We start from the raw sequence: 23228 nt of genomic DNA, 5'->3' as shown, positions 1-23228 counted from the left end.
TTTTCTAACTTTCAAAAATTATTGAAAGTTTAATTTCAAAAAATAATCAAAAGCTCAGGTTACCACCCCTTAATTCCTGCTTCTATCGCAATGGGTAGGTGATTTGGTTCAGGGACTTTGGGGCATTCAAATCTATCGCTATAAGCACAACTTGGATTGTAAAGCTTATTAAAATCAACGATCCATTCATCCCCTTCTGGAATGCCCTCATAGTGGAGATACCTTCCTGCGCTATAGGTACTCTCTCCGGTGGTTTTATCCATAATCGGGAGGAAAACATAGACTTTCTTTGTTCTGAGCGCAAAGCTTTGCACCTGCAAATAAGCCTCTATGGTCAGTGATTGGCCCTTTAATTCAAAGTGAAGAATACCTAAGCGTTTATAGAGTCTGTTGGTTCCTTTACTAGTCCCTAAAAGAAAAGGTTTTGAATCTGGTGTTTTCTCAAATCTAGCTTTTACCCGATAAATCGAGTCTGGCTTAAAAAAAGTATGGCCTTTAAATTTCTCAATTTGATCCGCGTTTAAAGGCGACTTTTGTGGATCTAGAAAATCCTCATTCTGTGACTTTCTATATTCAGCAATCTCTTCGAAAAAAGTCTTATCCTGAGCTATCGCCACGCTCAGGATAGTCACTAAATAAGTCGCTATAAAAAGGCCTTTCTTAAACATCTTAAATTTTTGAGTACTATGAGTCGGTTTACGACTTTAGTACTAAACCACTAATTATACTTATTACAGTACCAATCAAAAATACAGTGACAAACATTAAAATAGTTCCTCCTAAAGGCGTATACATAAAGCTTTCACTGCTATTCATTAATGCGTCGAATTTCTCTTGAAAAGCTGACGTTCCAATTTCTAATCCTTCTTGATGCGCTAAGTATTGCTCATTGAAATCTGGCATTATCCAAGTAACGAAAATGAAATTATACAAGCCCCATGCCAGGCCACCAATTCCAGATAAGGACAACCCGATTCGCATGGCCTCTCCAAAACTAATTGATCCCTTATTAACCTTATCTCTATGATTTTTTACCGCGACAAAAATAAGCGCCATCGCCACAATCATAGAGGAGTATCCTATAACCTCTCCTGCATCAAAGGTCTCCGGTCCATAGCCATAAATAAGGCCAAAAATGATCGGCACACCCATTAGAATTCCAAAGATGTAAGGGGAATAAATTTTAAGTATTCTTTTCATGTCATTTGTTGTTTTGTTTGCTCAAATCAACCCAGCTACAACATTTTTCCGCTCATACTTAAGTACCAATCTCGTGAATCGTACTAAAGTAGGAGACTATTAAGTGATCACACGCCACTCTTTAGCTCTGGTAACCGCCTGGGTTCTTCGCTTGACATCTAGTTTTACAAAAAGGCTCGAAACGTGTGTCTTAATGGTACTTTCTGACACAAAAAGTCGTTCGGCAATTTCTTGATTAGACATTCCTTTGGCAATAAGTTCTAAGACCTCCATTTCTCGAGTACTAATTCCTAAGGCGCTGATTTTTTGCGTATCGACCTCCTGCGGTGGAACTACTTCCACCACTTTGTCTTTCTTCATATTGCCTCCGAGGTAAATCCCCAATGCTATTAGAATAACTGCTGCAATACTGATCACTACATCGGCAGGTATGCTTGGAATGAATAGCGATACATTACTAAGTTGAAAAAGTACGAGTAAGGCAACAATTATTAAACCGAAGCGCAATACTGTTTTAAGCATATTGCAATTAATAAAATTCTTAGTCAAAAAGATAGGGGTGTTACTTACCAATCCAAGATTGAAGTTTCTTTTCAAGGAAACGTCTCTCGGCTATATTCAGTGATTCTGAAATGGCTTTTTGAACGTAAAGTCGTGCTTTAGACCAATCATCTGTGGCCGCATAGAGATCGGCTTTTAAGGCATTAAATGATTGATTTCCTTTTATTTGAGGCTCTATGGATTCCATTACTTTCAGCGCTTTTGCCGGTCCTTCGACTTTACTCAACACCACTACCCTACTCATTTGTACTACTGGTGCAGGCTTTAGCTTAACCAAGGAATCATACAAACCAAGGATAACTTTCCAGTTGGTTGCTTCATAATTCTTGGCAGTTGTATAATAAGCGGAAATTGCGGCTTCTAACTGGTAAACCGAAGATCCTTCATGGAGAGATGACTCTTTTAGAAATTTCCAGCCCCATTTGATATACTCTTCATCGTAGAGGCTACGATTTTGATGCTCGAGCGTCAACAGATTCCCATTTTCATCCATTCTAGCGGGAAATCTTGCCGCTTTAAACAACATCATGGCAATAAGTGATTGCAGTTCGCCTTTGTCGCAACTCGGTTCGTTGGTCAGTAAAAAAGCCAACCGAATGGCCTCTTCACATAGATCTTGTTTGATTAGTTTTTCTCCCTCGGTAGCCTTGTATCCTTCATTAAAAAGCAAGTAGATGACTTGAAGTACTTCAGCAAGGCGCGATTTTATCTCATCACCTTTCGGGACAACTAATTCGCCTACTTCTTCCTTGAATTTTTTCTTAGCCCGTGTGATGGCCTTTTTAGCTGCCTCATCTTTTTTGAGTAAAGCACGCGCGATCTCTTTGATTGATAAACCGCACAAAAGCTTCAAGCTTAACATCAGTTGCTCGCTTGGCTTCATGGCCGGATGACAACAGGCGAAAATCATTCTTAACTGGTCATCCACCAAAGTACTTTCCTCTGGCAGCTCCAAAGACTGGGCATCTTTGTCTAATTCAGACGTGGCATGATCGTCCCAATCCGCCTTCTTTTTATCCTTCCTTAGAAAATCTATCAGTTGATTATTTGCCACTCTATAAATCCAGGCCGAAGGGTTCTCTGGCATGGGCTGGTAAGACCATATTTTAGCAGCTTTGTACAAGGCTTCCTGAACAGCATCTTCAATCTTATCGATGAGGTGAGGGGAATATCTATTTGTGAATAACGAAACTAGTTTTCCGTATTCGTGACGAAAAAGATGATCAAGTGTATTATTGACTACTGGGCTAGACATAAAAAATAAAAGTCTTGGAAGACTGTGTCTCAATTTAAAAAAACCAGCAAGAAAAAATGCACTTGAGAATTTTCACTCCCAAGTGCATTAAAGATCACATATCTGAAATCTCTCTAATTTCAATATGGCCATCGTCCGCATCTAGAATCGGACATCCTTTCGAAAGCTCAGTTGCTTCATCCAAAGAGGTGGCATTCACCATTAAATAACCGCCTACAATCTCAGCACCTTCTGCAAATGGTCCATCAGTTACAACTTTACCACCTTTCGAAACTTGTTTTCCTTCAGCTCTCAGCGGCAAGCCATCAATTAATTGACCCTTTTCGGCAAGTCCCTGCATCCAAACGCCCCACTCGGCCATATGAGCTTGAACTTCTTCTGGAGACATCGTAGCCATTCTCGCGTCACCTCCTCTAAATAGATATAAATACTTTTGCATTGTCTTAAAAAATTATGATTCAAAATATAGTTTAAAAAATCGCGATTCGTAAAAAAGACGGGCGCTTATTAATTAAGGGACAAAAGGAGACAATTATTTTTTAATTCTTTTTTCATAAGCTTCTAAAACCTCATTTAAAATCTCCACAACCCGTTTTTGCTCGTCAAAATCTAATGAGGCGAACCCTAAACGTAGACCATTATGACCTAAGCCAAGTTGATCGTAATTCTTATAATCGGGTATCATCAAACCCTTTGCTTTACAATCCTTCGCTACTTTCCCCCATTCCATATCACCTCTCAACAATGCCCAAATCGCCATACCACCTTCTGGAATTTTAAAGGATAAATAATCAGAAAGGTGTTCTGATAAAAGATTACAAAAATGGTCTCGTCTAGCATGGTATAATTTCAAAGCCTTTCTGCTATGCCTTTGCAAGTCTCCTTGTAGAATCATTTGAGCAATTGACCTTTCCATAATCGCATCGCCTTGCCGATCAATGATACGCCTCAAATGTCCGGCTGAAGCAATGAAATCTTTAGGGGCAACCATATAGCCAATGCGAATAGCTGGTGCTACAATTTTACACAGTGCCCCCATATAAACTACATTCCCATTCGAGGCAATGCTGATCAAGGGTAAAAGCGGTGCACGCTGATAGTGGAAGTCGTAATCATAATCGTCTTCCAAAATGGCAAAACCATACTCTCTTGACAATTCCACAAGGTGCATTCTTCTTTCGGCACTCATGGTTACAGTAGTCGGGTGGTGGTGATGTGAGGTTACATAGACTGAGCGTATTATATATTCTTGACACAGAGCCTCCACTTCATGTGTAACGAGCCCCTTATCGTCTACAGAAACCTGCATGACTTGTGCACCGGCATGCTCCAGTGTTAAGCTGGCAGCGATGTAATTGGTTTCACCAACGATAGAGATACCACCTTCCCGATGCAACAATTGACTGGAGAGATACATAGCCATTTGACTGCCGCGAGTAATTAGAATCTGATCTACACTGCACCTTAACCCACGTGTTTCTTGTAAATGCTTAACCAGCACTTCTCTGAGCGAAAGATCTCCATAAAACGGCCCATAGTTTAAGTGTTTTGCATTGTATTTTCGTGAAATAACACTCCTATAATGTCGAAATATTTCAGTTACAGGGGCTATTCTTACGTCTGGAGTACCCTCATCTAATGTAAGACTACTTGGCAAGGCTGGCTCTATTCTATGGAGTGCTTCAATCCTATCAAATCCAAATGGTGCGTTTTCTGAGAATCTCGCTTCTTGTACAAGGCCCTCTGGTTTAACTTCAGGCAATTGACCGCTGACAAATGTGCCTTTCGACGGCACACTCTCAATCCAGCCTTGACTCATCAATTCGTCATAGGCCGCCACAACGGTCTTTCGGTGAACAGAAAGCTGTACTGCCATATCTCGACTACCAGGTAATCTGAGGCGACTCGTCAGTACGCCCTGCTGTATTAAATGAATCAGCGCATTCTGAATCTGGAGGTAAACAGCCTGCTCACCACCTCGCTTAATCTCAATCAAATTTTTAAATGCAATCATACCGGACTACCTAAGTATTAATAACTGGATGATTATGATAGACCAATTTAATGACATATTCGTTTGAACAAAAACTCAAAAGATGTCAGAATTCGAAAAAACACCATTAAACAAAGTCATTCGAGGGTCGAAAAGAGCTACCTACGATAAAGCACAGATTAACGGTATTCTTGATTCTCATTTTATCTGCTACGTGCCTTATATCCATGGCAATACTTCCATTGTAATCCCTACTGCTTATGGTAGAAAAGGGAATCAGATTCTGGTTCACGGATCAAATAAGAATAGAATGTTGCTCTCTTTATTAGATCAAGACTTAGCAAGCCTCACTGTCAGTCATCTAGATGGTTTGGTACTAGCAAGATCAGTTTTTCATCATTCGGTTAACTATAGGTCGGTTACCGTTTTTGGAAAAGCTCACCTTATTGAGGATCGCAATGAGAAAATGGAGGCGCTGGAAATCATCACCGAAAATATAATCCCTGGTCGATGGGGTGAAGCTAGAATCCCTAGTGAAAAGGAGCTGAATGGAACCCTCGTAGTAGCGATCGATATAGACGAGGCCTCAGCAAAAATTAGAGATGTTGGGGCAAATGATGAAGTAGCCGATCATGATTTGGATGTTTGGGCTGGTGTCTTAGAAATCGATACACTCCCTGGAAAAATCGTTCGAAATACCGATTGTAAACCTGGAGTTCCAACACCAGAATCAGTCAAAAACTTCAACATCCAAAACCATAGCACGCAGTCCGAATCTTAATTGAGTGGAATAGCAAATTCAAGACACCCCTTAATTTTCCTTAAAAAACTTATACGGAAATGTATCTTTGCTTAGGTAAGCAGATATTATGTCGAAAGAAAAGGAGCTTTTATTAGAATTTGAAACCAGTATCCAAAACGATTCTTTTGTTAGGCTAACACTCAGCAAACCAGCTGATAAAGATGGCTCTTTAAAGAAAGTGATCATCACCTTGGCATCGATCAAGCGTGAGGCTCATTTATCATTTGTTTATCGGCATAAAACGAATGATATCACTAAAAACCTTAAAGTTGTTGAGGGCAAAACGACTGTTGAGTCCTTAATTTCTTCCGATTTTCAAATTGCCAATCTTTTTACAACGAATGGCGACTTCCAATTCGAAAAAAACAATTCTAAAAGCAGCCTCAGGAAGAGCAAACCTTCTTTTAAAACTGTCCCAAGCCGAGGGCACGACAAAGAGAAGCGACATTTGATTCAAAATACCGAGTACTTGAAGTTGCTGGGAGTTTTGGATAAAAATGGAAGGGTACAAAAGGACAAAGGTGACAAGTTTAAGCAAATCAATAAGTTCATTGAAGTGATCGACGGTTTACTGAAGGGTAGTGAACTCAATCAAGCAGATAAACTTGTCAAAGTAGTAGATATGGGCTCTGGAAAAGGGTACTTGACCTTCGCGCTATACGACTACTTATCCGGTCAGTTGAAATTACCTACCTCTATAACCGGTGTTGAAGTGAGGCAAGATTTGATTGACAAATGTAACGGTATTGCGAAAGCCGTAAATTTTGAAAACCTAGACTTTCAGCTGGGTTATATCGCGGATTTTTCACTCGATAAAACTAATATTCTGATTGCCTTACACGCCTGTGACACTGCCACAGACGATGCCATTGCGAAGGGTATGGCGGCCGAAGCAGAGCTCATTATTTGCGCACCTTGCTGTCATAAACAGGTTAGAAAGTCGATGACCGGAAATACTGGTCTTGATAGTGTATTACAGCATGGAATTCTCAAGGAGCGTCAAGCTGAAATTGTAACCGATGCTATCAGGGCATTGATTATGGAGGCAAATGGCTACAAAACGAAGGTCTTTGAGTTTATATCCACCGAACATACTGGCAAAAACCTGATGATTGTTGGTGAAAGGAAAAGACAAAACCCTAACCCGCAGCAATATCTAGACGAAGTGGAAAAACTGAAGTCTCAGTTCAGTATTTCCCACCATTACTTGGAAAGCCTGGTCAACTAGAACAGCGTTCGTTACATATTCCTTCTATGCTGACCGCCAACCCGACTTCACTGGAATGACGAAACTAGTTCAACAGATGCTGGAATACCCCGAAGTTTCGGGGGCAGCATGACGGAAGGCTTGTCATTGCGAAGAAAAAATCGTGCGGTAGCTAAGATTTTGACGTGGCAATTCCCACTTATCAAGTAGGTCTTTCAATTCTATAGACGAGTGCCATCAAGAGAGAGATTCTTCACTCCTCTTCGTTCCATTCAGAATGACGATTCTAAAAACTGATTACCTATTAACCAATCAACCATTTACCTAAGCAACTACATGTTGCGTCTATATTGACCGCCAACTTCGAAAAGTGCACTTGTAATCTGGCCTAAAGAGCAATACTTACATGCTTCCATCAACTCTTCAAAGAGGTTATCGTTTTGGATAGCCGCTTTCTGAAGTCTCTTGATGATCTCTTTCTGCTTGGCTTCATTACCTTGATGAAGGTCGCCGAGCATTGTAATCTGATACTCCTTCTCTTCAGTGGTTGCTCTAATTACTTCTTTCGGCAACACGGTCGGTGAACCTTTAGAACTCAAGAAAGTATTAACACCTATTATCGGAAATTCGCCAGTATGCTTCAGCGTTTCATAGTAAAGGGATTCTTCCTGAATCTTACTTCTTTGGTACATAGTTTCCATGGCACCCAATACACCGCCTCTCTCTGTTATTCTGTCAAACTCCATTAAAACAGCTTCCTCGACCAAATCAGTCAGCTCCTCTGTAATAAATGATCCCTGCATCGGGTTTTCATTTTTTGCAAGACCTAATTCTTTATTAATTATCAACTGAATGGCCATTGCTCTACGAACCGATTCTTCGGTTGGTGTAGTGATGGCTTCATCGTAAGCATTCGTATGCAGCGAATTACAGTTATCGTAAATCGCATATAGTGCCTGAAGCGTAGTTCGGATATCGTTAAAATCGATCTCTTGTGCGTGAAGCGATCTACCTGAAGTTTGGATATGATACTTGAGCATTTGCGCTCTTGAATTAGCGCCGTATTTATTCTTTAAGGCTTTAGCCCAAATCCTTCTAGCCACACGCCCGATCACAGCATATTCTGGATCGATACCGTTTGAGAAGAAGAATGAAAGGTTCGGACCAAAGGCATTAATATCCATCCCTCTACTTAAGTAGTATTCTACATAAGTAAATCCGTTGGCTAGCGTAAAGGCTAACTGTGTGATCGGATTAGCACCAGCTTCCGCGATGTGGTATCCCGAAATTGAAACGGAATAGAAGTTTCTAACCGCCTTTTCAATAAAGTACTGTTGCACATCACCCATCAAGCGTAAGGCGAATTCCGTAGAGAAAATACAAGTATTCTGTGCTTGATCTTCCTTAAGAATATCCGCTTGAACGGTACCACGGACAACCGATAATGTTTTGGCCTTTATCGGCTCGTAAACCTCCGCTGGTAAAACTTGATCGCCCGTAACCCCAAGCAACATTAGACCTAAGCCATCATTTCCCTCAGGTAATTCACCTTGGTATTGAGGCCTAGCCACTCCTTTAGCCTCATAGATTTTTTTGATTTTGGCTTCAACTTCTTGCTCCAGGCCATTTTCCTTAATGTAAACCTCGCATTGCTGATCGATGGCTGCGTTCATAAAGAAGCCTAACAACATTGGAGCTGGTCCATTAATGGTCATTGAAACGGAAGTAGTTGGATTGGATAGATCGAAGCCTGAGTAAAGCTTTTTTGCATCGTCCAAACAGCAGATACTTACACCTGCATTACCGATTTTCCCATAAATATCTGGTCTATGATCTGGGTCGTTTCCGTAAAGCGTCACCGAGTCGAAAGCGGTAGATAACCTGGCCGCAGGCATACCCAAACTCACGTAGTGGAACCTTCTATTCGTTCTTTCTGGACCACCCTCTCCAGCAAACATTCTGGTCGGGTCTTCTCCCTCTCTCTTAAACGGGTAGATTCCAGCTGTAAATGGGAATTCACCAGGTACATTTTCTTGTAAAGACCATCTTAAAATATCTCCCCAGCTTCTAAATTTCGGCAACGATACTTTTGGTATTTGTGTATGAGAAAGCGATTCAGAATGCGTCTGGATATTGATTTCCTTATCGCGCACCTTGAAAGTATAGACAGGATCGGTATATTTCTTTTTCTTGGTTTCCCATTGCTCAATGAGTTGCCAATTATGCGGATCAAGATCTAATTTTACCCGTTCGAAAGATTCTTGAAGTCCTTTTATCAAACGATCACCGTCTTCCAGCTTAGCTTCTTTAATCGTCTCAATCGATCTATGAAGCCCATATAACTTGTCTGCCACTTCGGCTTGAGTCAGTGCCGTGGCGTCATAGTTTCTATTGCTTTCCGAGATTTCAGAAAGATATCGAGTCCTTTTTGGAGGAATCACAAATATCTTCTCAGACATCTCGTTTGTGATTTCAAAAGTAGATTGAAGCTCAGCACCAGTTCTTTCAACCACTTTATCCATGATCACTTTATACAGTGAATTCATTCCTGGATCGTTAAACTGACTGGCAATTGTACCATAGACTGGCATATCGTCTACGTTGGCTGTCCACAAACCGTGATTTCGTTGGAACTGCTTCTTTACATCACGAAGCGCATCTAGCGCACCGCGTTTATCAAATTTATTTAGGGCGATGACATCGGCAAAATCGAGCATATCGATTTTCTCTAGTTGCGTGGCCGCACCGTATTCTGGTGTCATCACATATAATGAAACGTCTGAATGATCTAGAATTTCAGTATCCGACTGACCTATACCAGAAGTCTCTAAAATAATTAGGTCGTATTGTGCCGCTTTTAAGACTTGAACCGCCTCACGCACATGCTTAGACAAGGCCAAGTTCGATTGACGCGTCGCCAATGATCGCATATAAACACGTTCATTATTGATTGAATTCATACGAATTCTATCACCTAAAAGCGCGCCTCCTGTTTTTCTTTTGGAAGGATCAACTGAAACGATGGCGATGGTTTTATCTTCAAAATCGATCAAAAATCTTCTAACTAATTCATCTACCAAAGAAGATTTACCCGATCCACCTGTACCCGTAATTCCTAATACTGGGGTATCGATGGCTTTGGCCATTTCGTGCACTTCATCAATTTGTGCTTTTGATTCTTCAGGAAAGTTCTCCGCTGCCGAAATCACCCGAGCAATCGCTTTGGTGTTTTTACCAACAAGGTCTTTAGTTTCTCCGTTAAGATTTTCGCCAGTGGCAAAGTCACATTTCTCCACCATATCGTTGATCATACCCTGCAAACCCATTGCACGACCATCATCTGGGGCGTAAATTCGGGTAATACCATAGTCCATCAATTCTTTGATTTCTTCTGGTAGAATTACTCCTCCTCCTCCACCGAAAATCCGGATATGCTCACTGCCTTTCTCCTTGAGGAGATCGTACATGTATTTGAAATACTCGTTATGCCCGCCTTGATAAGAAGTCATGGCAATGGCTTGCGCGTCTTCTTGAATCGCTGTATTAACAACCTCTTCCACACTTCTATCATGTCCTAAATGAATTACTTCACAGCCTGTGGCTTGAATTATTCTTCGCATGATATTGATAGCTGCATCGTGGCCATCGAAAAGCGAGGCTGCAGTTACAATTCTGATTTTATTTTTAGGCTTATAAGGAGCTACTTCTTGCATAGTTGACGCCATTTAAAAACGGAGCACAAAGTTAGCCAAAAACCATGATTTTCCTAACAAGTGTTAGGCAGTATTACTGTATCGAAACAGCCTTAGAGTATCTATAGAGTACTTTTTGATTTTTTTTCTGATGAATGGCATTCAGAATATTTTGCTTTTCGATCTCCGTAAGACGCCAACTTAGTGATGCTCTATCACTTGCATCATCAGCATTGGTGTATTCAAATTCCAGTCTTCTTAAATGGTTACCCATACCTGCTTTCGTCAATTCAAAAAACTGATCATTTTTTATAGTTTGAACTTTATCCCAGCTCTGGTATGCAGATCGGATTGGGGAGAGTGCTCTTTCGAGAAAATTCTTAGACTCCACAGGCCCAAGTGCCTCATTTTTATCAGAATCACGAATAGTCAATAAAACTACCTCGCTCGTGTTTTCTAGTATCCATTCTTTAAAGACATTCACAAAAACCAGGGCATCAACCACTCCATAATTATCAGAGATTCCTGCATCTGCAATTTGAATCGGCGGATCTGTCGGTAAGGTTATCGTAGGCGTAACATATGGAAAGGTGGCACTCATTCTTAATGCCGTCAAAAAACGAAGGCTATCTGGTTGTTTACCTTTCATCAATGCCCTAAAGTCTACACCTTGGGTAATACTTTCTCCATTAGGACCTAGATTTAAAAATGCCACTGGTTGTGGCGATATATTGAGTTTTCTTCCATCATTAGTGATCAGAGGACTAACCAATAGCGCTGGAATCTCCCCATTAAATTCTGCCTTTTGATATGCCGAAATTGGTCTATCTAATTGGCCCTCCAAATTATTCGACAAATTAGACTCAAATTCATAGCCCCTTTCCCTTTTATACACTTGCCCACCTGACTCAAAATGCTTGGCTTTGTAGAATATATCGTTGATCAATAGTGAAAAGATCAGCGGGTTCAGAAGTTCTTGGCCTATTTCGTCTAGGTGTTCTTCCGATTGAAGGTCTCTCTTTTCCCAATATAGATCTCTAAAAAAAGCAGCGCCAATCAACCCTCCTGAGGCCCCAGTTATTAAAAAGGTTTCTTTCATCAAATTACCTTTTGACACTGAGTCGGCATGTTTCAGGACATTTACAGTCCACAAAGCTGATCGTTGGCCTCCTCCACTTACCGCTATCAAAGTCATTCGTGGCTTAACTTCTCCAGTTTTAGCCTTCCAATTCTCGAGCATTTGTATCCAATGCGCTTTAGACTTGTCAATCGCTTCTGGAGATGCCAAGTCTTCCACAACTTCTAATGAGTACTCGGTTTTAGGCCCAGAATAGTCGAGACCATAGGCTGGATATTCATATCCTAAATTAAATTCACTGGTTAAGATATTGGCTAAGATAAAAAGACCGATTACGGTTGTAACTACCCAAGACCTAAGCCAATAGCTTAGTGCTCCCGTTGCCATTACAATCATGGTCATGAGTAAAATTGCCGAAGATGCAGCTGGAATTTGAAATAACGGAGAGGTTTGAAACACACCAAGACCGATCAGCACAACTAACAATAGCATTTCAACAACTATGGCATTACGCTGGTTTTGCTTGAAAATACCTAGGATCGCTATCCGATCATAATAACGCTCGTAACGCCTAGTCGAGTGGATTTTAAGGTTAAGCGAAAAGTAATAAAGCACTTTAACCTTTTTCTTTTTCAGCCTCCTAAGCTTTTCAAAAGCATTGTAGTTTTTGGCCGGATTCTTCGCAATTCTTACCGCCTTACTCGACAAAACTTTTTGAATATCTCGATTGGTTCGGGTAAAGTATAGAAAAAGAAAACTGAGCATTAGTACATAGCCAGATAGCAACCCGAGAAGCCCAAAGATTATTCTGGTATTTTCATAAAGTTCTACATTCAATTGAAATGTGATGACTCGATGGATGTAAAATGCTAAAAAAGCCAGTGGAATAAGTCCGTTATTCAGACAGTAATGAGAAAATGGCTTTGGTAGTGTGCCAAGAAATGGAAACCGAAAACCATCTAGTATGTAGCTGGTGATGTTAAATGCCATTGAAAAACCTGCCAAGGCCACTCCGATTATTAAAAAGCCCCAAAAGCCTACTTTACCCAAATAAATTGGGTCTAGGAATAGAAATGGCAAGCCGAGCGCTTTTCCAAACCTTCCATCCACTGTCGCAAATAGAATTGCCCAATAGAACAGTAAAAACTGATTGTGCTTTACATGTACTAGAAGCAGCTTAATGGGAAAGCTATGTATGATGGCGTTTAGAATTTTCAATCCTGCCTTTTCTTGGTTCCTTGATATAGTTCGTATTTCAGTAATCGGCACTCGATTCTTCCATTAAAAAACGGGGTTCTAGCGGATGTTCTTAGACCAATTCGTTTGGCTAGGTTTAGGTTTCCCGTAAAAACAAAGCCTGTATATCCTTGACAACTTTTCTTAAAGAAATCCCCTATTTCGGCATAATGCGCTTCAAGGTCCTTGTCGGCTCCAAGTCTTTCTCCATACTCTGGATTCATCATTAGAGTGCCTACCTCTATAGGAATAGGTGTTTTTCGGAAATCGCAAAGATGAAATTCTATTAGGTTAGAAACGCCAGCTTTCTTAGCATTTTGGTTGGCGGCCCACAGCGCATTCTTACTTAAATCGGATGCAACGATTTTAAAATCCGGGGCTTCTTTCACCTGCAAACCAGCAAGTCTTTGATAACCTTTCCAACCATCTTCGTCATATCCCTTGATATGCATGAACCCAAAATTGTCCCGCATTAAGCCGGGGGCTTTATTGATGGCCATTAAGGCGGCTTCAATGGCCAATGTGCCGCTACCGCACATTGGATTGACGAAAGTACTTTTCTTATCCCAGCCAGAGGCTATAATGGTAGAGGCGGCTAGCGATTCGATCATTGGGGCTTTGAAAGGTATTTGTCGGTAGCCATGCTTGGAAATGGTTTGACCAGAAGTATCGAAGTAAATGCGAACTTTATCGTCTTTCCAATATAAGTGAATCACCGTTTTATCTCTGTCTGGACCAGAGTTAGGTCTTTTCCCCGTCACTTCGATCATTCGATCGGCAATAGCATCTTTTACCCTGACATTGGCAAAACGATCGTCGGTAATGCTCTCATTTCTCACGTAGGACGTGATAGAAATATACCCGTCGTTATCAAGATATTTCTCCCATGGAATAGCCTTTATCTTCTTGTATAGTTCATTGGCATTATTAGCCCTAAAACGTTGAATTTGAAATAAAACGCGGTTAGCCGTTCTCAAATACATATTCAACCGCATACAATCATCCATATATCCTGAAATCTCAACTTCAGAAATATTTTGGCTTTGAACATCATAATCAAGGCTTTCTAATTCCTTGACCAACCAAGGGCTTTGTTGGGGAAAGCACGTAACTACAACGGCACTTTTATAGGGAAATACACTACTCATGGACTGCGAAATACGTCAGATCAAAAATGATTCAAAAATAATCTAAGGCTTTTCGTTCAAAGCCTTTCATTGTCATGATTGAATTTTAACTTCGCATTCCAAATTTATTGTTATGCAAAACTGGTTTACCTGCAAGGTCAAATATCAAAAAGAAGACGAGAACGGAAGAGTAAAAAATGTGACTGAAACCTATCTGGCGGATGCGCTATCTTTTACTGAGGCTGAGGCCAAAATCTATGATGAAATAGGTCAACGTGTGATGGGTGAGTTTCAAGTAACGAGCATAGCAAAAAGTAAAATTGTAGACGTATTTGAATATCCTGAAGGTGATGTTTTCTACCAAGCGAAAGTTTCTTACATGGTGGGGGATGCTGATACTGGCAAGGAAAAGAAAGTGACTAATCTTATGATCGTCCATGCGCCTGATATTCGCGTGGCTTGGGATCGTATTCACGAAAGCTTGAATAATATGCTGGTGACTTTCGTGGTTCCTGAAATTAAGGAATCTCCAATTTTAGAGGTTTTCCACCATGTCAAATCCGATGAGGAGAAAATTCCAGATAATCTTACACCCGTTTCTGAATTAGAAAGCGATGAACAAGACGTTTGATAATGTTTCGGCCAGCACTTTTCAGTGTTTAGGCGGCAAATTGCAGGAACAAGGGCTTTCTTTTGAAGGAACATCTGGTTATCTGAGTAAAAATGGCATCTCAACAGATTATCATTTCGATGAAAGCAACCAAACATTATCCATTACAAATTTGGAAGTGGGGTTTCCTGCGTCTTTGGTGGGCATGAATACCGAAAAGGTTATGGGTATTCTTGAAAAGGCTATAGACGAGTGTAGGTAAACTATAATAGAGTGCCCCTCTGACCAGAGGCACTCTTGGATCGATATTCCGAATATTGGACTTATTCTTTTTCGGAGATTACCATATTTTCTAGGTTGGCGAGCCGCTGTTGAATCTCAAGCATACTTGTAGTTCTTAGTCTCAAGAAAGTTCCCACGGTAGCCAGTATACCGATCACTAAACTCAAACTACCTAGTATTATTAAAAAGGGCACCACGGTTTCGATAACAGAGGCTTGTGAAGTTACCCCTTGATTAAACAGCTTTTGCATGTGTATGTAGTCTCTAATGGTAAAGACTAGGAAAATTAATAAGACAAAGAGAGTAACGGACCAAGCGATCCTACTGACAAGCTTAATAAATCTGTCTCTCTTCTTTTCTGCCTCAATCATTTCCCAAACTGGACTTTCTGTTGTTTTGCTCATGTCATTCATAATTCTTCAATTTTAGTTTCTAATAATGCTTTAATTTTTTGCTTTCCGTTATGGATTCTTGACTTCACTGTCCCTAATGAACAACCCGTTATCAGGGCTATTTCATCATAATCCATTCCTTCAATAAAATTCAATGTCAGGGCTTCTCTCAACTTGGCTGATAGCTGATGAAGTGCTTCATGAACCATTTCAGAATTTTGGATTTCAATGTCCTCATTAGCTGAATCATTGGTCTCTGAAGTTTTGCTCATTAATTCTTGAAACTCAGAATCTCTTTTTGAGCTTCTGAAATAATCAAGCGCTTTATTTCTAGCGATCTGAAAAAGCCATGTTTTAAATCGCTTTGGATCAGAAAGGCTAGCTATTCGTTTATAGATCGTTAGCCATAGTTCCTGATTCAAATCTTCGGCCTGCTCACCTTTTACAAGGTTTTGTAAAAACCGCAGGGTACTCTGGTTAAACCTTTCGAATAATTCTTGAAAAGCACTCCCATCACCAACTTGAGCACGCATTACTAAAAAGTATAGCTTCAGGTCAGTTGGCTTAGAATTATTCTTGGTTGACATTTAGTTGTCGCTAATATTAAGATTCGCCCCTAGAGACGTCACGTTTTTGGGATAGTTCAATTTCCAGAAAAAATAATTGAGCGCAGCCTTAAAAAATCAAAACTGCGGTTTAGCAAAGCTGACTTACTCTCGTAAAAATGTACATGTTTCTATTACAATAGAATTCGTTTCAATAAGGGAAACCACTTAAAACAAGTGTTTTTTAAATGAAACGCACACAATTAAAAAAAACGCGCCATGAAAAATCTCCTCAAACTCCTTTTCCTCACACTTTTTGTCACCCTTTATTCATGTAATAAAGATGATGGGCCTTCAATAATTCCCACTACGCTGTTTACACAAGACAGACAATTTATAGAAGCCGATGAACAGATAACTTTCACGAATAATAGTACCGACGCTGTGAGTTACACATGGGATTTTGGAGATACGAAAACTTCTAATGAAGAAAACCCTGTTCACACGTATACAACTACAGGTGATTTCGTAGTTACCTTAACGGCTACTAGCGAAACTGGTGACCAATCTACGAGTACACGAAGTGTGACAGTTGGCGAAAGATGGGTCGTGGCCTTAGGAGTGGAATCAATACCATTTGAAGATCAGAATGGGGACCCATGGGATGCGGATAATTCTGGCCCTGACTTGCTTTTCGGATTTACTCAAGCCGATGCAGAAACCTTTTCTCCTTACAACATTACTGATGGTCTTGACGTGCAGGCATCAGATTTACCTTTCGGAGGAACACTTCCTCCCGCAAATCAAGAGATTTTAACAGATGAAGATTGGGCATTTATTTTTATCGATAATGACGAACCTCTAGATGATTTAAATCAATCTACTGTAATGGCCTCATTCTTGATTAATCCGGTAACCGTTGCAAGTGAGAAAGACTATTCTGACGGCACAGGAACATTCGTTTTCGAATCTCTTGGCTTTAGTTTCATTATTGCCTTTGAAATCAGGAATTAGTCTATCACCACTATTGAATCTCCAACAGAAATGTCTCCTGAACTGACGATTTTACAGGTTATACCGCCATGTCCCCTCATGGCGTTATAGCCTCCTTTACCAAAGTTTTCTTCCATTCTAGAACAGGGGTGGCATTCACCGGTATATTCTAAAACTGCTTCACCAATTCGGAATTTTTTATGCTTCAACGCCAATAAATTTATCCCTGTGGTGACAATATTTCTTCTTGTCAATAAGGGGTCGATGTGCTTCTTCCCTAATATTGATGCTGCCGCCTTTAGATGTTCTTGAGCGATAATTGTCACCTGTCGCTTACCTCCCTTACTATCATAATGATCTCCTTCTAGGCCGACGGATGCTACCGCTTCCACACTTTCTTTTATTTCTGGAATTGCCCTTCTCTCAGGACGAATCGTGATTAATTCAACACGAGCATGATCCAGAAATTGGGATTTCAATTGATCGATTGTATACATGTCGACAAGGTTAAATTGTTCTTTTTCAAGCATTGACCGTTTTATAAAAAAACTTCAATTGAAATGAAAAAGCAACTCTTACTCGCGGCCCTAGTCATTTTTTCAGCCTGTTCTAATAATGTAGAACCTATTCTTACTGAAGCTAAATTTTCAATTGATCAAAAATTCCTTGAAGTCGGTTCAGAATTGACTCTCACAAACCAAAGTGATAACGCAAAAGAGATCCTTTGGACATTTGGAGATGGAACCCAAAGTACTGCCATAAGCCCAACACATACTTACTCATCGACAGGAGAGTTTAATATCACTCTAGAAACGAAGAGTGAAACTGGCAGTATTGATACTTTCCAAGAAACAGTAACTGTGGGCAACTTGGTTTTCACCTCTTTAGAGCTTAATAAATTGAGTGAAGCATGCGCAAATGAAGTATCTCATGGCGCAACGCTCAAACTTGTATTGCATGATCTTTCAAAACCAGAAGCTGATACTATCGCTCTAGACGAAGGCCTAAGGCCTGAAAACTTACCCTATGTTTTAGATTTCAGTGAAGATTTAGATTTAGAGATCAGAAATAATAACTGGGAGATTTGCCTTTTAACAGAAAACATTGTTAACAATCAACAAGAATTTAGATCCTTTTTATGTGTAGGCATCAACCCTAGAATTGTTTATCGAACTTCCGTCGATCCAACTATAGGAGAAGGTGGCATGAACCTTGGCAACGCGAATACAAATTCTGTCAACATGGTTTTAAAAGCGGCGATCAGATAGCTTGAATATAGCAAGGCTGCTCTCTCCTTTATACCCTTTCAGTTATCGATATAACCTGAATCATCTAATTTCAAGTATTTCCTTAACTTGAAATGTTTTAAACAGAACATCATGAAATTCAGGTTATTTTTTACTATTTCCCTTCTTTATTCTTTAACTCAAGCTACGTTTAGTCAAACATTTTCCAGAGCTGTTCAACCCTATGTGCTTACGGAAAATAGTGTGGTGGCCATCCAGCATGCTAAAGTGATAGATGGTACTGGAGGACCTATAAAAGTGAATCAGACTATTGTATTTCAGGATGGGGTTATTACACAGTTTGGAAATGATCGAGATGTACAAGTACCAGCCAATGCCAAAATGGTTGATGCTTCTGGCAAAACAGTAATACCTGGATTGGTAATGCTCCATGAGCATATTTTTTATCCAAAACCAGCCGATGGTTTCTTTAGCGTAGCTCAAATGACTTTTACCTTTCCAAGGTTATACCTTGCGGGCGGAGTGACCACAATAAGAACAGCAGGAAGTATAGAAGCCCAAACGGATCTTAACATTAGGAAGGCCATTCAAGACGGCAAAATGCTTGGCCCAAAAATGGATTTAACAAGCCCATTTATTGAAAGAGAAGGCACTCCCGTACCAGAAGTCGGGGTCATTCGAAGCTCAGATGAGGCCGCTGAAATGGTCAACTATTGGTCAAAGAGGGGAATCAATTCCTTCAAAGTATATCAAAATGTTACCAAAGAAGATCTAAGACGTGTTGTCGAAGCCGCTCATGCCGTTGGCAAGAAAGTAACTGGCCATATATGTTCAGTCACCTATCGCGAAGCTGCGGAAATTGGCATTGACAATATTGAACATGGCTTCTTTCAAAGCTCTGATTTTGTTGAAGACAAGGTTGAGAATTTTTGTCCAGCATTTAAGAGAGGAAGGTCATTAAACGATCTCGCCCCTGATAGCCCAGATATGAAGTCGCTCATGGACTTTCTTATCGAAAAAGATGTTGCTATCACATCGACACTACCCGTTTTCGAACCTTACACCAATCGAGAGATTGTAGTAGGTGGTGGCCTTGAAGCGATGAGTCCTGAATTTCAAGAAAGCCTCACTGCGAGTCATCAAAGAAGACAAGGAAGGGACTCTTCGTCTATTGTGAACTTCAAAAAACAAATGGCTTGGGAAAAATCGTTTTACGAGGCTGGTGGAAAACTGTTGGCTGGAACTGATCCAACTGGTGCTGGAAGAACCATTGCTGGCTACGCCAATCAGCGCGTGATCGAACTCTTTATTGAAGCTGGCTTTTCACTACCAACCGCTATAAAAATCTCTTCTCTTGACGGTGCTAAATTTTTAGAAAGAGAAGAAAAAGTAGGCTCTATTGCCGTGGGTAAGCAAGCAGATATCGTTCTTATTGACGGGGACTTAGAAGCTGATATAGCGAATATTCGAAAGATGGAAATTGTCTTCAAAGATGGAATAGGTTTCGACTCACAAAAAATCTTTGAGTCAATGAAAGGGAAAGTTGGTAAGTGAGTTCCAATAAACTTTCAGAGTTAATGTGGGTAGCTCAGTTAAAGAAATTTGAACGGATCATTTAACGTACATCAAACTCACAACCTGCGGAAACCCCATTAAAAGAGACAGCAGAGAGTATTTAAATAGAAACTCTTTCATTGTTGATGATAGGAGCTTATTTTAAGAGTTAATCTTAAAATAGCTCAATGAAATACTCTTGGATATTACCGTTCCTTATTTTAACGCTTACATATTCCAACAATTTGCTAGCTCAGGATACAACTGCTTACATTAACTCTGGGCAGGTTATAGAGCAAGCTATAAAGCTACATGATGAAGGGAAGTTTGATGAAGCGCTCAAATATTACTCTATTATCAGCAAGAGTGATACAAACTATATAAGAAGCGTTTCTGAAAGAGCACTTACACTTCTGGCAAAAGGTGATTATCAAGAGGCGGTTAATTTAAGCCGTGAGGCGATTGAGGTACCATCACAGTTCAAAGCTAATTTGATAAACACATTAGGAACGGCGCTCGACTATTTGGGTAACAGTGAGGAGTGTTTTAAGGTCTTTGAAGATGGGCTGGCGCGCTATCCTTATCATAGACAAATGATCTATAATTATGGAGTCAGCCTCAATCGAAATGGTCAATTCGAATTGGCACAGGAGGCTTTTGAAAAAGCATTATCTATCGAGCCTTTTCACGCGGGCTCTCACTTAGCCTTAGCTGAATTAATGGTGCTACAAGGTCACAGAACCAAGGCACTATTGAGCTATTTTACTTATCTCGCTATTCGACCCGCAGATACTGAAACTGTCATTAAAGTTGAAAACTTATTGATAGATGGAATAAAAGAGGAAGGTTCAATTGAGTCCTTTAGCCCTAATGACTTTGAAGACTTAGATGCCTTAATAAGGTCTAAAGTGGCTGATCAATCAATTTTCAAGCCTTCTGTAAAGCTAAATTTCCGTATTACTAGACATGCTGAAGTGTTAATCACTCGTCTACAACCTATTGAAGGAGAAGATTTCTGGAGTACTTTCTATTTACCTTTTTTCCTTCAACTGAATGACTCAAAAAAGCTATCGGCCTTTCTTTATACAATAGTTTCTGGTTTAAACGTACCCGAAATACAAGATTGGATAAAGAAAAAAGAAAAGGAAATTAGTAGTCTCTCTACACTTGCTCAAGAAGTCCTAGGAACAACTAAACTTGAAAACGAAACGGATATTTTTGGCGCTAAAGGCAAATTTAAATTCTGGTATTTCGACGATGGAAAACTTAATGCCATTGGAAACAGTGACGAGGAAACAAACCCAATTGGCCCGTGGATTTATTTTTATGCCAATGGTCAAAAAAGTGCTGAAGGAAAATATAACGAGCAGGCACAAAAAGTAGGCCTATGGACTTATTATGAGGGAAATGGCCAAATTTCTTCTACCGAAGTATACGACCAAAGCGGCCTACTGAATGGTGATTACAAGTCATATCATTCCAATGGGCAGCTAAATTCGATTGTCCCGTATAATAATAATGAAGCAACGGGGACAATAAACATTTTCAATGATTGCGGTCTATTAGTAGAGGCCTATGAAGTAAAAAACAGCGTTGTATCGGGCCCAGGTAAGTATTTCTACTCCGACAGTACATTAAGCATTGAATACTCCATGGCTGACAGCCAATTAGAAGGCCCATTTGTAGAATATTATAAAGGTGGTGAGATAAGTAAAAGGGCTAACTATTCAGGCGGACTTTTGGATGGAGAATTCGTTACCTATTATGAGAATGGTCAAGTGTCTCAGCAAGGGGAATACAAAGATAATGAACTGAATGGCCCTTGGATCGGATATTTCGAGGATGGTAAAGAGAGTTTCAAAGTGGAGTACGGTATGGGCAAACTCATTGGCCAAGGCCTCTACTATTTTGACAATGGTGAACTGAGTGAGTCTATAAACTATAAGGACGGTAATCTAGATAGTACTTATAAAACATTTGATAAGGATGGCTTGCTTCATTATGAATTTGAATACGACAGCGGCAAGGTCATTGGGTTTAAGTACTTAGATAAAGCAAACAATGTGTTATCAACAGGTAATTCGCTTGACACGCTCTCTATCACAGGATATACCCCAAAGGGAATACTTTTATATAAAACGACCTACGTGGGAGGTTATGAAAACGGTGTAAGAACGACCTATCATTCAAATGGGAAAGTATCGATGATAGTGAATGTTGTAAATGACCTATTTCAAGGAGAGTACAAAGAGTTTGACCAGTCCGGTAAATTGACTAATAAATCCATATATGTAGACGGTGTAACAAATGGGTGGTATGAAAACTACTATTCGAATGGCAATAAAATCGTAGAGGGATATTCTGTTAACGATAATGCCGAACAAATATGGAAAAACTACTACCCTGATGGCACGTTATCCGACCAAACCTATAATAGTCAAGGCCAAGACAATGGATACCAGTACAGTTATACACCCGACGGCCAACTCTTTTCAAGATTTAAGTGGAAAATGGGAACTCTAGAAGAGGTTATCCAATATGATAGTTTGGGTAATGAATTAACTACCCAAAATCTCCCCAATGGTAGCGGTAAACTCATAATCAATAATGCATCTGGCAAAAAAAGGTCAGAGGTAAGTTATGAGTGCGGTGTTCTTACTGGCACTCCAAAAACATTCTTTGAAGACGGAACAATTAACTCCTCTGGGATAGTCAAGGATGGTAAATACAATGGAATGCATAATACATACTACCCTGATGGCACAATCTACTCTTATGGTGTTTACAAAAACGATCTATTGGATAGCACATGGATTTTGAATGACGTTTTTGGAAACCTTTCAGTCAAAAGAGAATATAAAGATGGAGAGATATCTGGCGATGTTTTTAACTATCATAAAAATGGAAAAGTAGAATCTAAGTGCACCTATGTAGAAGGTAAAAAACATGGCTCATGTGAATTTTATGCACCAGACGGAGCCTTGCAAATGATAAAAAACTATGACAAAGAGAAGGGGATAGTTAGCTATCAATATGAAAAGTCTGATGGAAACCTAACAGACCCTATTCCAATAATTAATACTGAATCGACTACCATTAAAGCATATTACAGAAATGGTAAAATATCAGTTAGCCAAGGATATAAAAATGGGCTTCTTAATGGAAAAACTATTTACTACTTTCCGAACGGGAACATTTCAGAAGAAATCGACTACCTAGATGGAGATAGCCACGGTTTTACAAAAGAGTTCTATTCAAATGGACAATTATATATAGAGCAGGAGTGGTATTACGACTACTTGGTCGGGAAGAGTAAAATCTATTATGAAAACGGACAACTTAAACGTGTAACCGACTACAGGTTTGATAAAAAACATGGTAAGGATATCTGGTTCAACAATTCTGGGGAAATAGAACGAAGTATCAACTATTGGAATGACGAAATTTATTAGAG

20 protein-coding genes are annotated in these 23228 nt (G+C 39.9%); 8 read left to right on the top strand and 12 right to left on the bottom strand.

The window, feature by feature from the left end; genetic code table 11:
* Positions 1-59: 59 nt before the first annotated feature.
* From BFP71_RS09115 to BFP71_RS09090, 6 genes are all read right to left on the bottom strand, one after another.
* Positions 60-668: a DUF1684 domain-containing protein gene (locus BFP71_RS09115; RefSeq protein ID WP_069835179.1), complete on the bottom strand. Its 609-nt coding sequence runs from the start codon at positions 666-668 to the stop codon at positions 60-62.
* Positions 669-696: 28 nt separating this feature from the next.
* On the bottom strand, positions 697-1200 hold the full coding sequence (locus tag BFP71_RS09110) for a DUF4199 domain-containing protein (protein ID WP_069835178.1): 504 nt from the start codon (positions 1198-1200) through the stop codon (positions 697-699).
* 99 nt (positions 1201-1299) lie between these two features.
* Positions 1300-1722: a response regulator transcription factor gene (locus BFP71_RS09105; protein ID WP_069835177.1), complete on the bottom strand. Its 423-nt coding sequence runs from the start codon at positions 1720-1722 to the stop codon at positions 1300-1302.
* A 40-nt stretch (positions 1723-1762) separates the two neighbouring features.
* Complete coding sequence (locus BFP71_RS09100; protein WP_069835176.1) at positions 1763-3016, bottom strand: RNA polymerase sigma factor; 1254 nt, start codon at positions 3014-3016, stop codon at positions 1763-1765.
* Between the two features lie 94 nt (positions 3017-3110).
* Positions 3111-3455 carry a YciI family protein gene (locus BFP71_RS09095; protein WP_069835175.1) on the bottom strand — a complete coding sequence of 115 codons (345 nt, stop codon included), beginning with the start codon at positions 3453-3455 and terminating at the stop codon, positions 3111-3113.
* A 93-nt stretch (positions 3456-3548) separates the two neighbouring features.
* Positions 3549-5030, bottom strand: coding sequence for an aminotransferase-like domain-containing protein (locus BFP71_RS09090; protein ID WP_069835174.1), 1482 nt, complete (start codon positions 5028-5030; stop codon positions 3549-3551).
* Positions 5031-5112: 82 nt separating this feature from the next.
* Between BFP71_RS09090 and BFP71_RS09085 the strand changes: the two genes are divergently transcribed.
* Positions 5113-5790 (top strand): pyridoxamine 5'-phosphate oxidase family protein, encoded by a 678-nt coding sequence (locus BFP71_RS09085; RefSeq protein WP_069835173.1) that lies wholly within the window; start codon positions 5113-5115, stop codon positions 5788-5790.
* 88 nt (positions 5791-5878) lie between these two features.
* Entirely contained in the window at positions 5879-7039 is a 1161-nt protein-coding gene (locus tag BFP71_RS09080) for a class I SAM-dependent methyltransferase (protein ID WP_069835172.1), read from the top strand.
* 311 nt (positions 7040-7350) lie between these two features.
* Here BFP71_RS09080 and BFP71_RS09075 read toward each other — a convergent pair whose 3' ends face one another.
* From BFP71_RS09075 to BFP71_RS09065, 3 genes are all read right to left on the bottom strand, one after another.
* Positions 7351-10731, bottom strand: a complete 3381-nt coding sequence (locus BFP71_RS09075) for a methylmalonyl-CoA mutase family protein (protein ID WP_069835171.1) — start codon at positions 10729-10731, stop codon at positions 7351-7353.
* A 73-nt stretch (positions 10732-10804) separates the two neighbouring features.
* On the bottom strand, positions 10805-13006 hold the full coding sequence (locus BFP71_RS09070) for a patatin-like phospholipase family protein (RefSeq protein ID WP_141719719.1): 2202 nt from the start codon (positions 13004-13006) through the stop codon (positions 10805-10807).
* Positions 13003-14172, bottom strand: a complete 1170-nt coding sequence (locus tag BFP71_RS09065; protein WP_069835170.1) for a THUMP domain-containing class I SAM-dependent RNA methyltransferase — start codon at positions 14170-14172, stop codon at positions 13003-13005. Before BFP71_RS09065 ends, BFP71_RS09070 begins: the two co-directional genes overlap by 4 nt.
* 112 nt (positions 14173-14284) lie before the next feature.
* Here BFP71_RS09065 and BFP71_RS09060 point away from each other — a divergent pair, with 112 nt between their 5' ends.
* Both BFP71_RS09060 and BFP71_RS09055 read left to right on the top strand, forming a co-directional pair.
* Entirely contained in the window at positions 14285-14782 is a 498-nt protein-coding gene (locus BFP71_RS09060) for a DUF4494 domain-containing protein (RefSeq protein WP_069835169.1), read from the top strand.
* A complete protein-coding gene (locus BFP71_RS09055) occupies positions 14766-15023 on the top strand; it encodes a hypothetical protein (protein WP_069835168.1) in 258 nt (85 codons plus the stop codon). Before BFP71_RS09060 ends, BFP71_RS09055 begins: the two co-directional genes overlap by 17 nt.
* A 61-nt stretch (positions 15024-15084) precedes the next feature.
* Here the strand turns inward: BFP71_RS09055 and BFP71_RS09050 are convergent, their stop codons facing one another.
* Together BFP71_RS09050 and BFP71_RS09045 are read right to left on the bottom strand one after the other, a co-directional pair.
* Positions 15085-15447 carry a hypothetical protein gene (locus BFP71_RS09050; protein WP_141719718.1) on the bottom strand — a complete coding sequence of 121 codons (363 nt, stop codon included), beginning with the start codon at positions 15445-15447 and terminating at the stop codon, positions 15085-15087.
* Between the two features lie 5 nt (positions 15448-15452).
* Positions 15453-16022, bottom strand: a complete 570-nt coding sequence (locus BFP71_RS09045; RefSeq protein ID WP_069835166.1) for an RNA polymerase sigma factor — start codon at positions 16020-16022, stop codon at positions 15453-15455.
* 237 nt (positions 16023-16259) lie between these two features.
* On the opposite strand from BFP71_RS09045, the gene BFP71_RS09040 reads away from it, so the two are divergent.
* A complete protein-coding gene (locus BFP71_RS09040; RefSeq protein WP_069835165.1) occupies positions 16260-16994 on the top strand; it encodes a PKD domain-containing protein in 735 nt (244 codons plus the stop codon).
* Here BFP71_RS09040 and BFP71_RS09035 read toward each other — a convergent pair.
* Positions 16991-17503 carry an MOSC domain-containing protein gene (locus tag BFP71_RS09035; RefSeq protein WP_245701831.1) on the bottom strand — a complete coding sequence of 171 codons (513 nt, stop codon included), beginning with the start codon at positions 17501-17503 and terminating at the stop codon, positions 16991-16993. The genes BFP71_RS09040 and BFP71_RS09035 overlap by 4 nt on opposite strands.
* Before the next feature lie 30 nt (positions 17504-17533).
* Here BFP71_RS09035 and BFP71_RS09030 point away from each other — a divergent pair, with 30 nt between their 5' ends.
* From BFP71_RS09030 to BFP71_RS09020, 3 genes are all read left to right on the top strand, one after another.
* Entirely contained in the window at positions 17534-18241 is a 708-nt protein-coding gene (locus BFP71_RS09030) for a PKD domain-containing protein (protein WP_069835164.1), read from the top strand.
* 111 nt (positions 18242-18352) lie between these two features.
* A complete protein-coding gene (locus BFP71_RS09025) occupies positions 18353-19774 on the top strand; it encodes an amidohydrolase family protein (protein ID WP_069835163.1) in 1422 nt (473 codons plus the stop codon).
* 188 nt (positions 19775-19962) lie between these two features.
* Positions 19963-23226 carry a toxin-antitoxin system YwqK family antitoxin gene (locus BFP71_RS09020; protein ID WP_069835162.1) on the top strand — a complete coding sequence of 1088 codons (3264 nt, stop codon included), beginning with the start codon at positions 19963-19965 and terminating at the stop codon, positions 23224-23226.
* Positions 23227-23228: the final 2 nt, after the last annotated feature.

The organism is Roseivirga misakiensis (genome assembly GCF_001747105.1).
Classification (GTDB): domain Bacteria; phylum Bacteroidota; class Bacteroidia; order Cytophagales; family Cyclobacteriaceae; genus Roseivirga; species Roseivirga misakiensis.
This window is presented reverse-complemented; position numbering and strand designations above follow the sequence as displayed.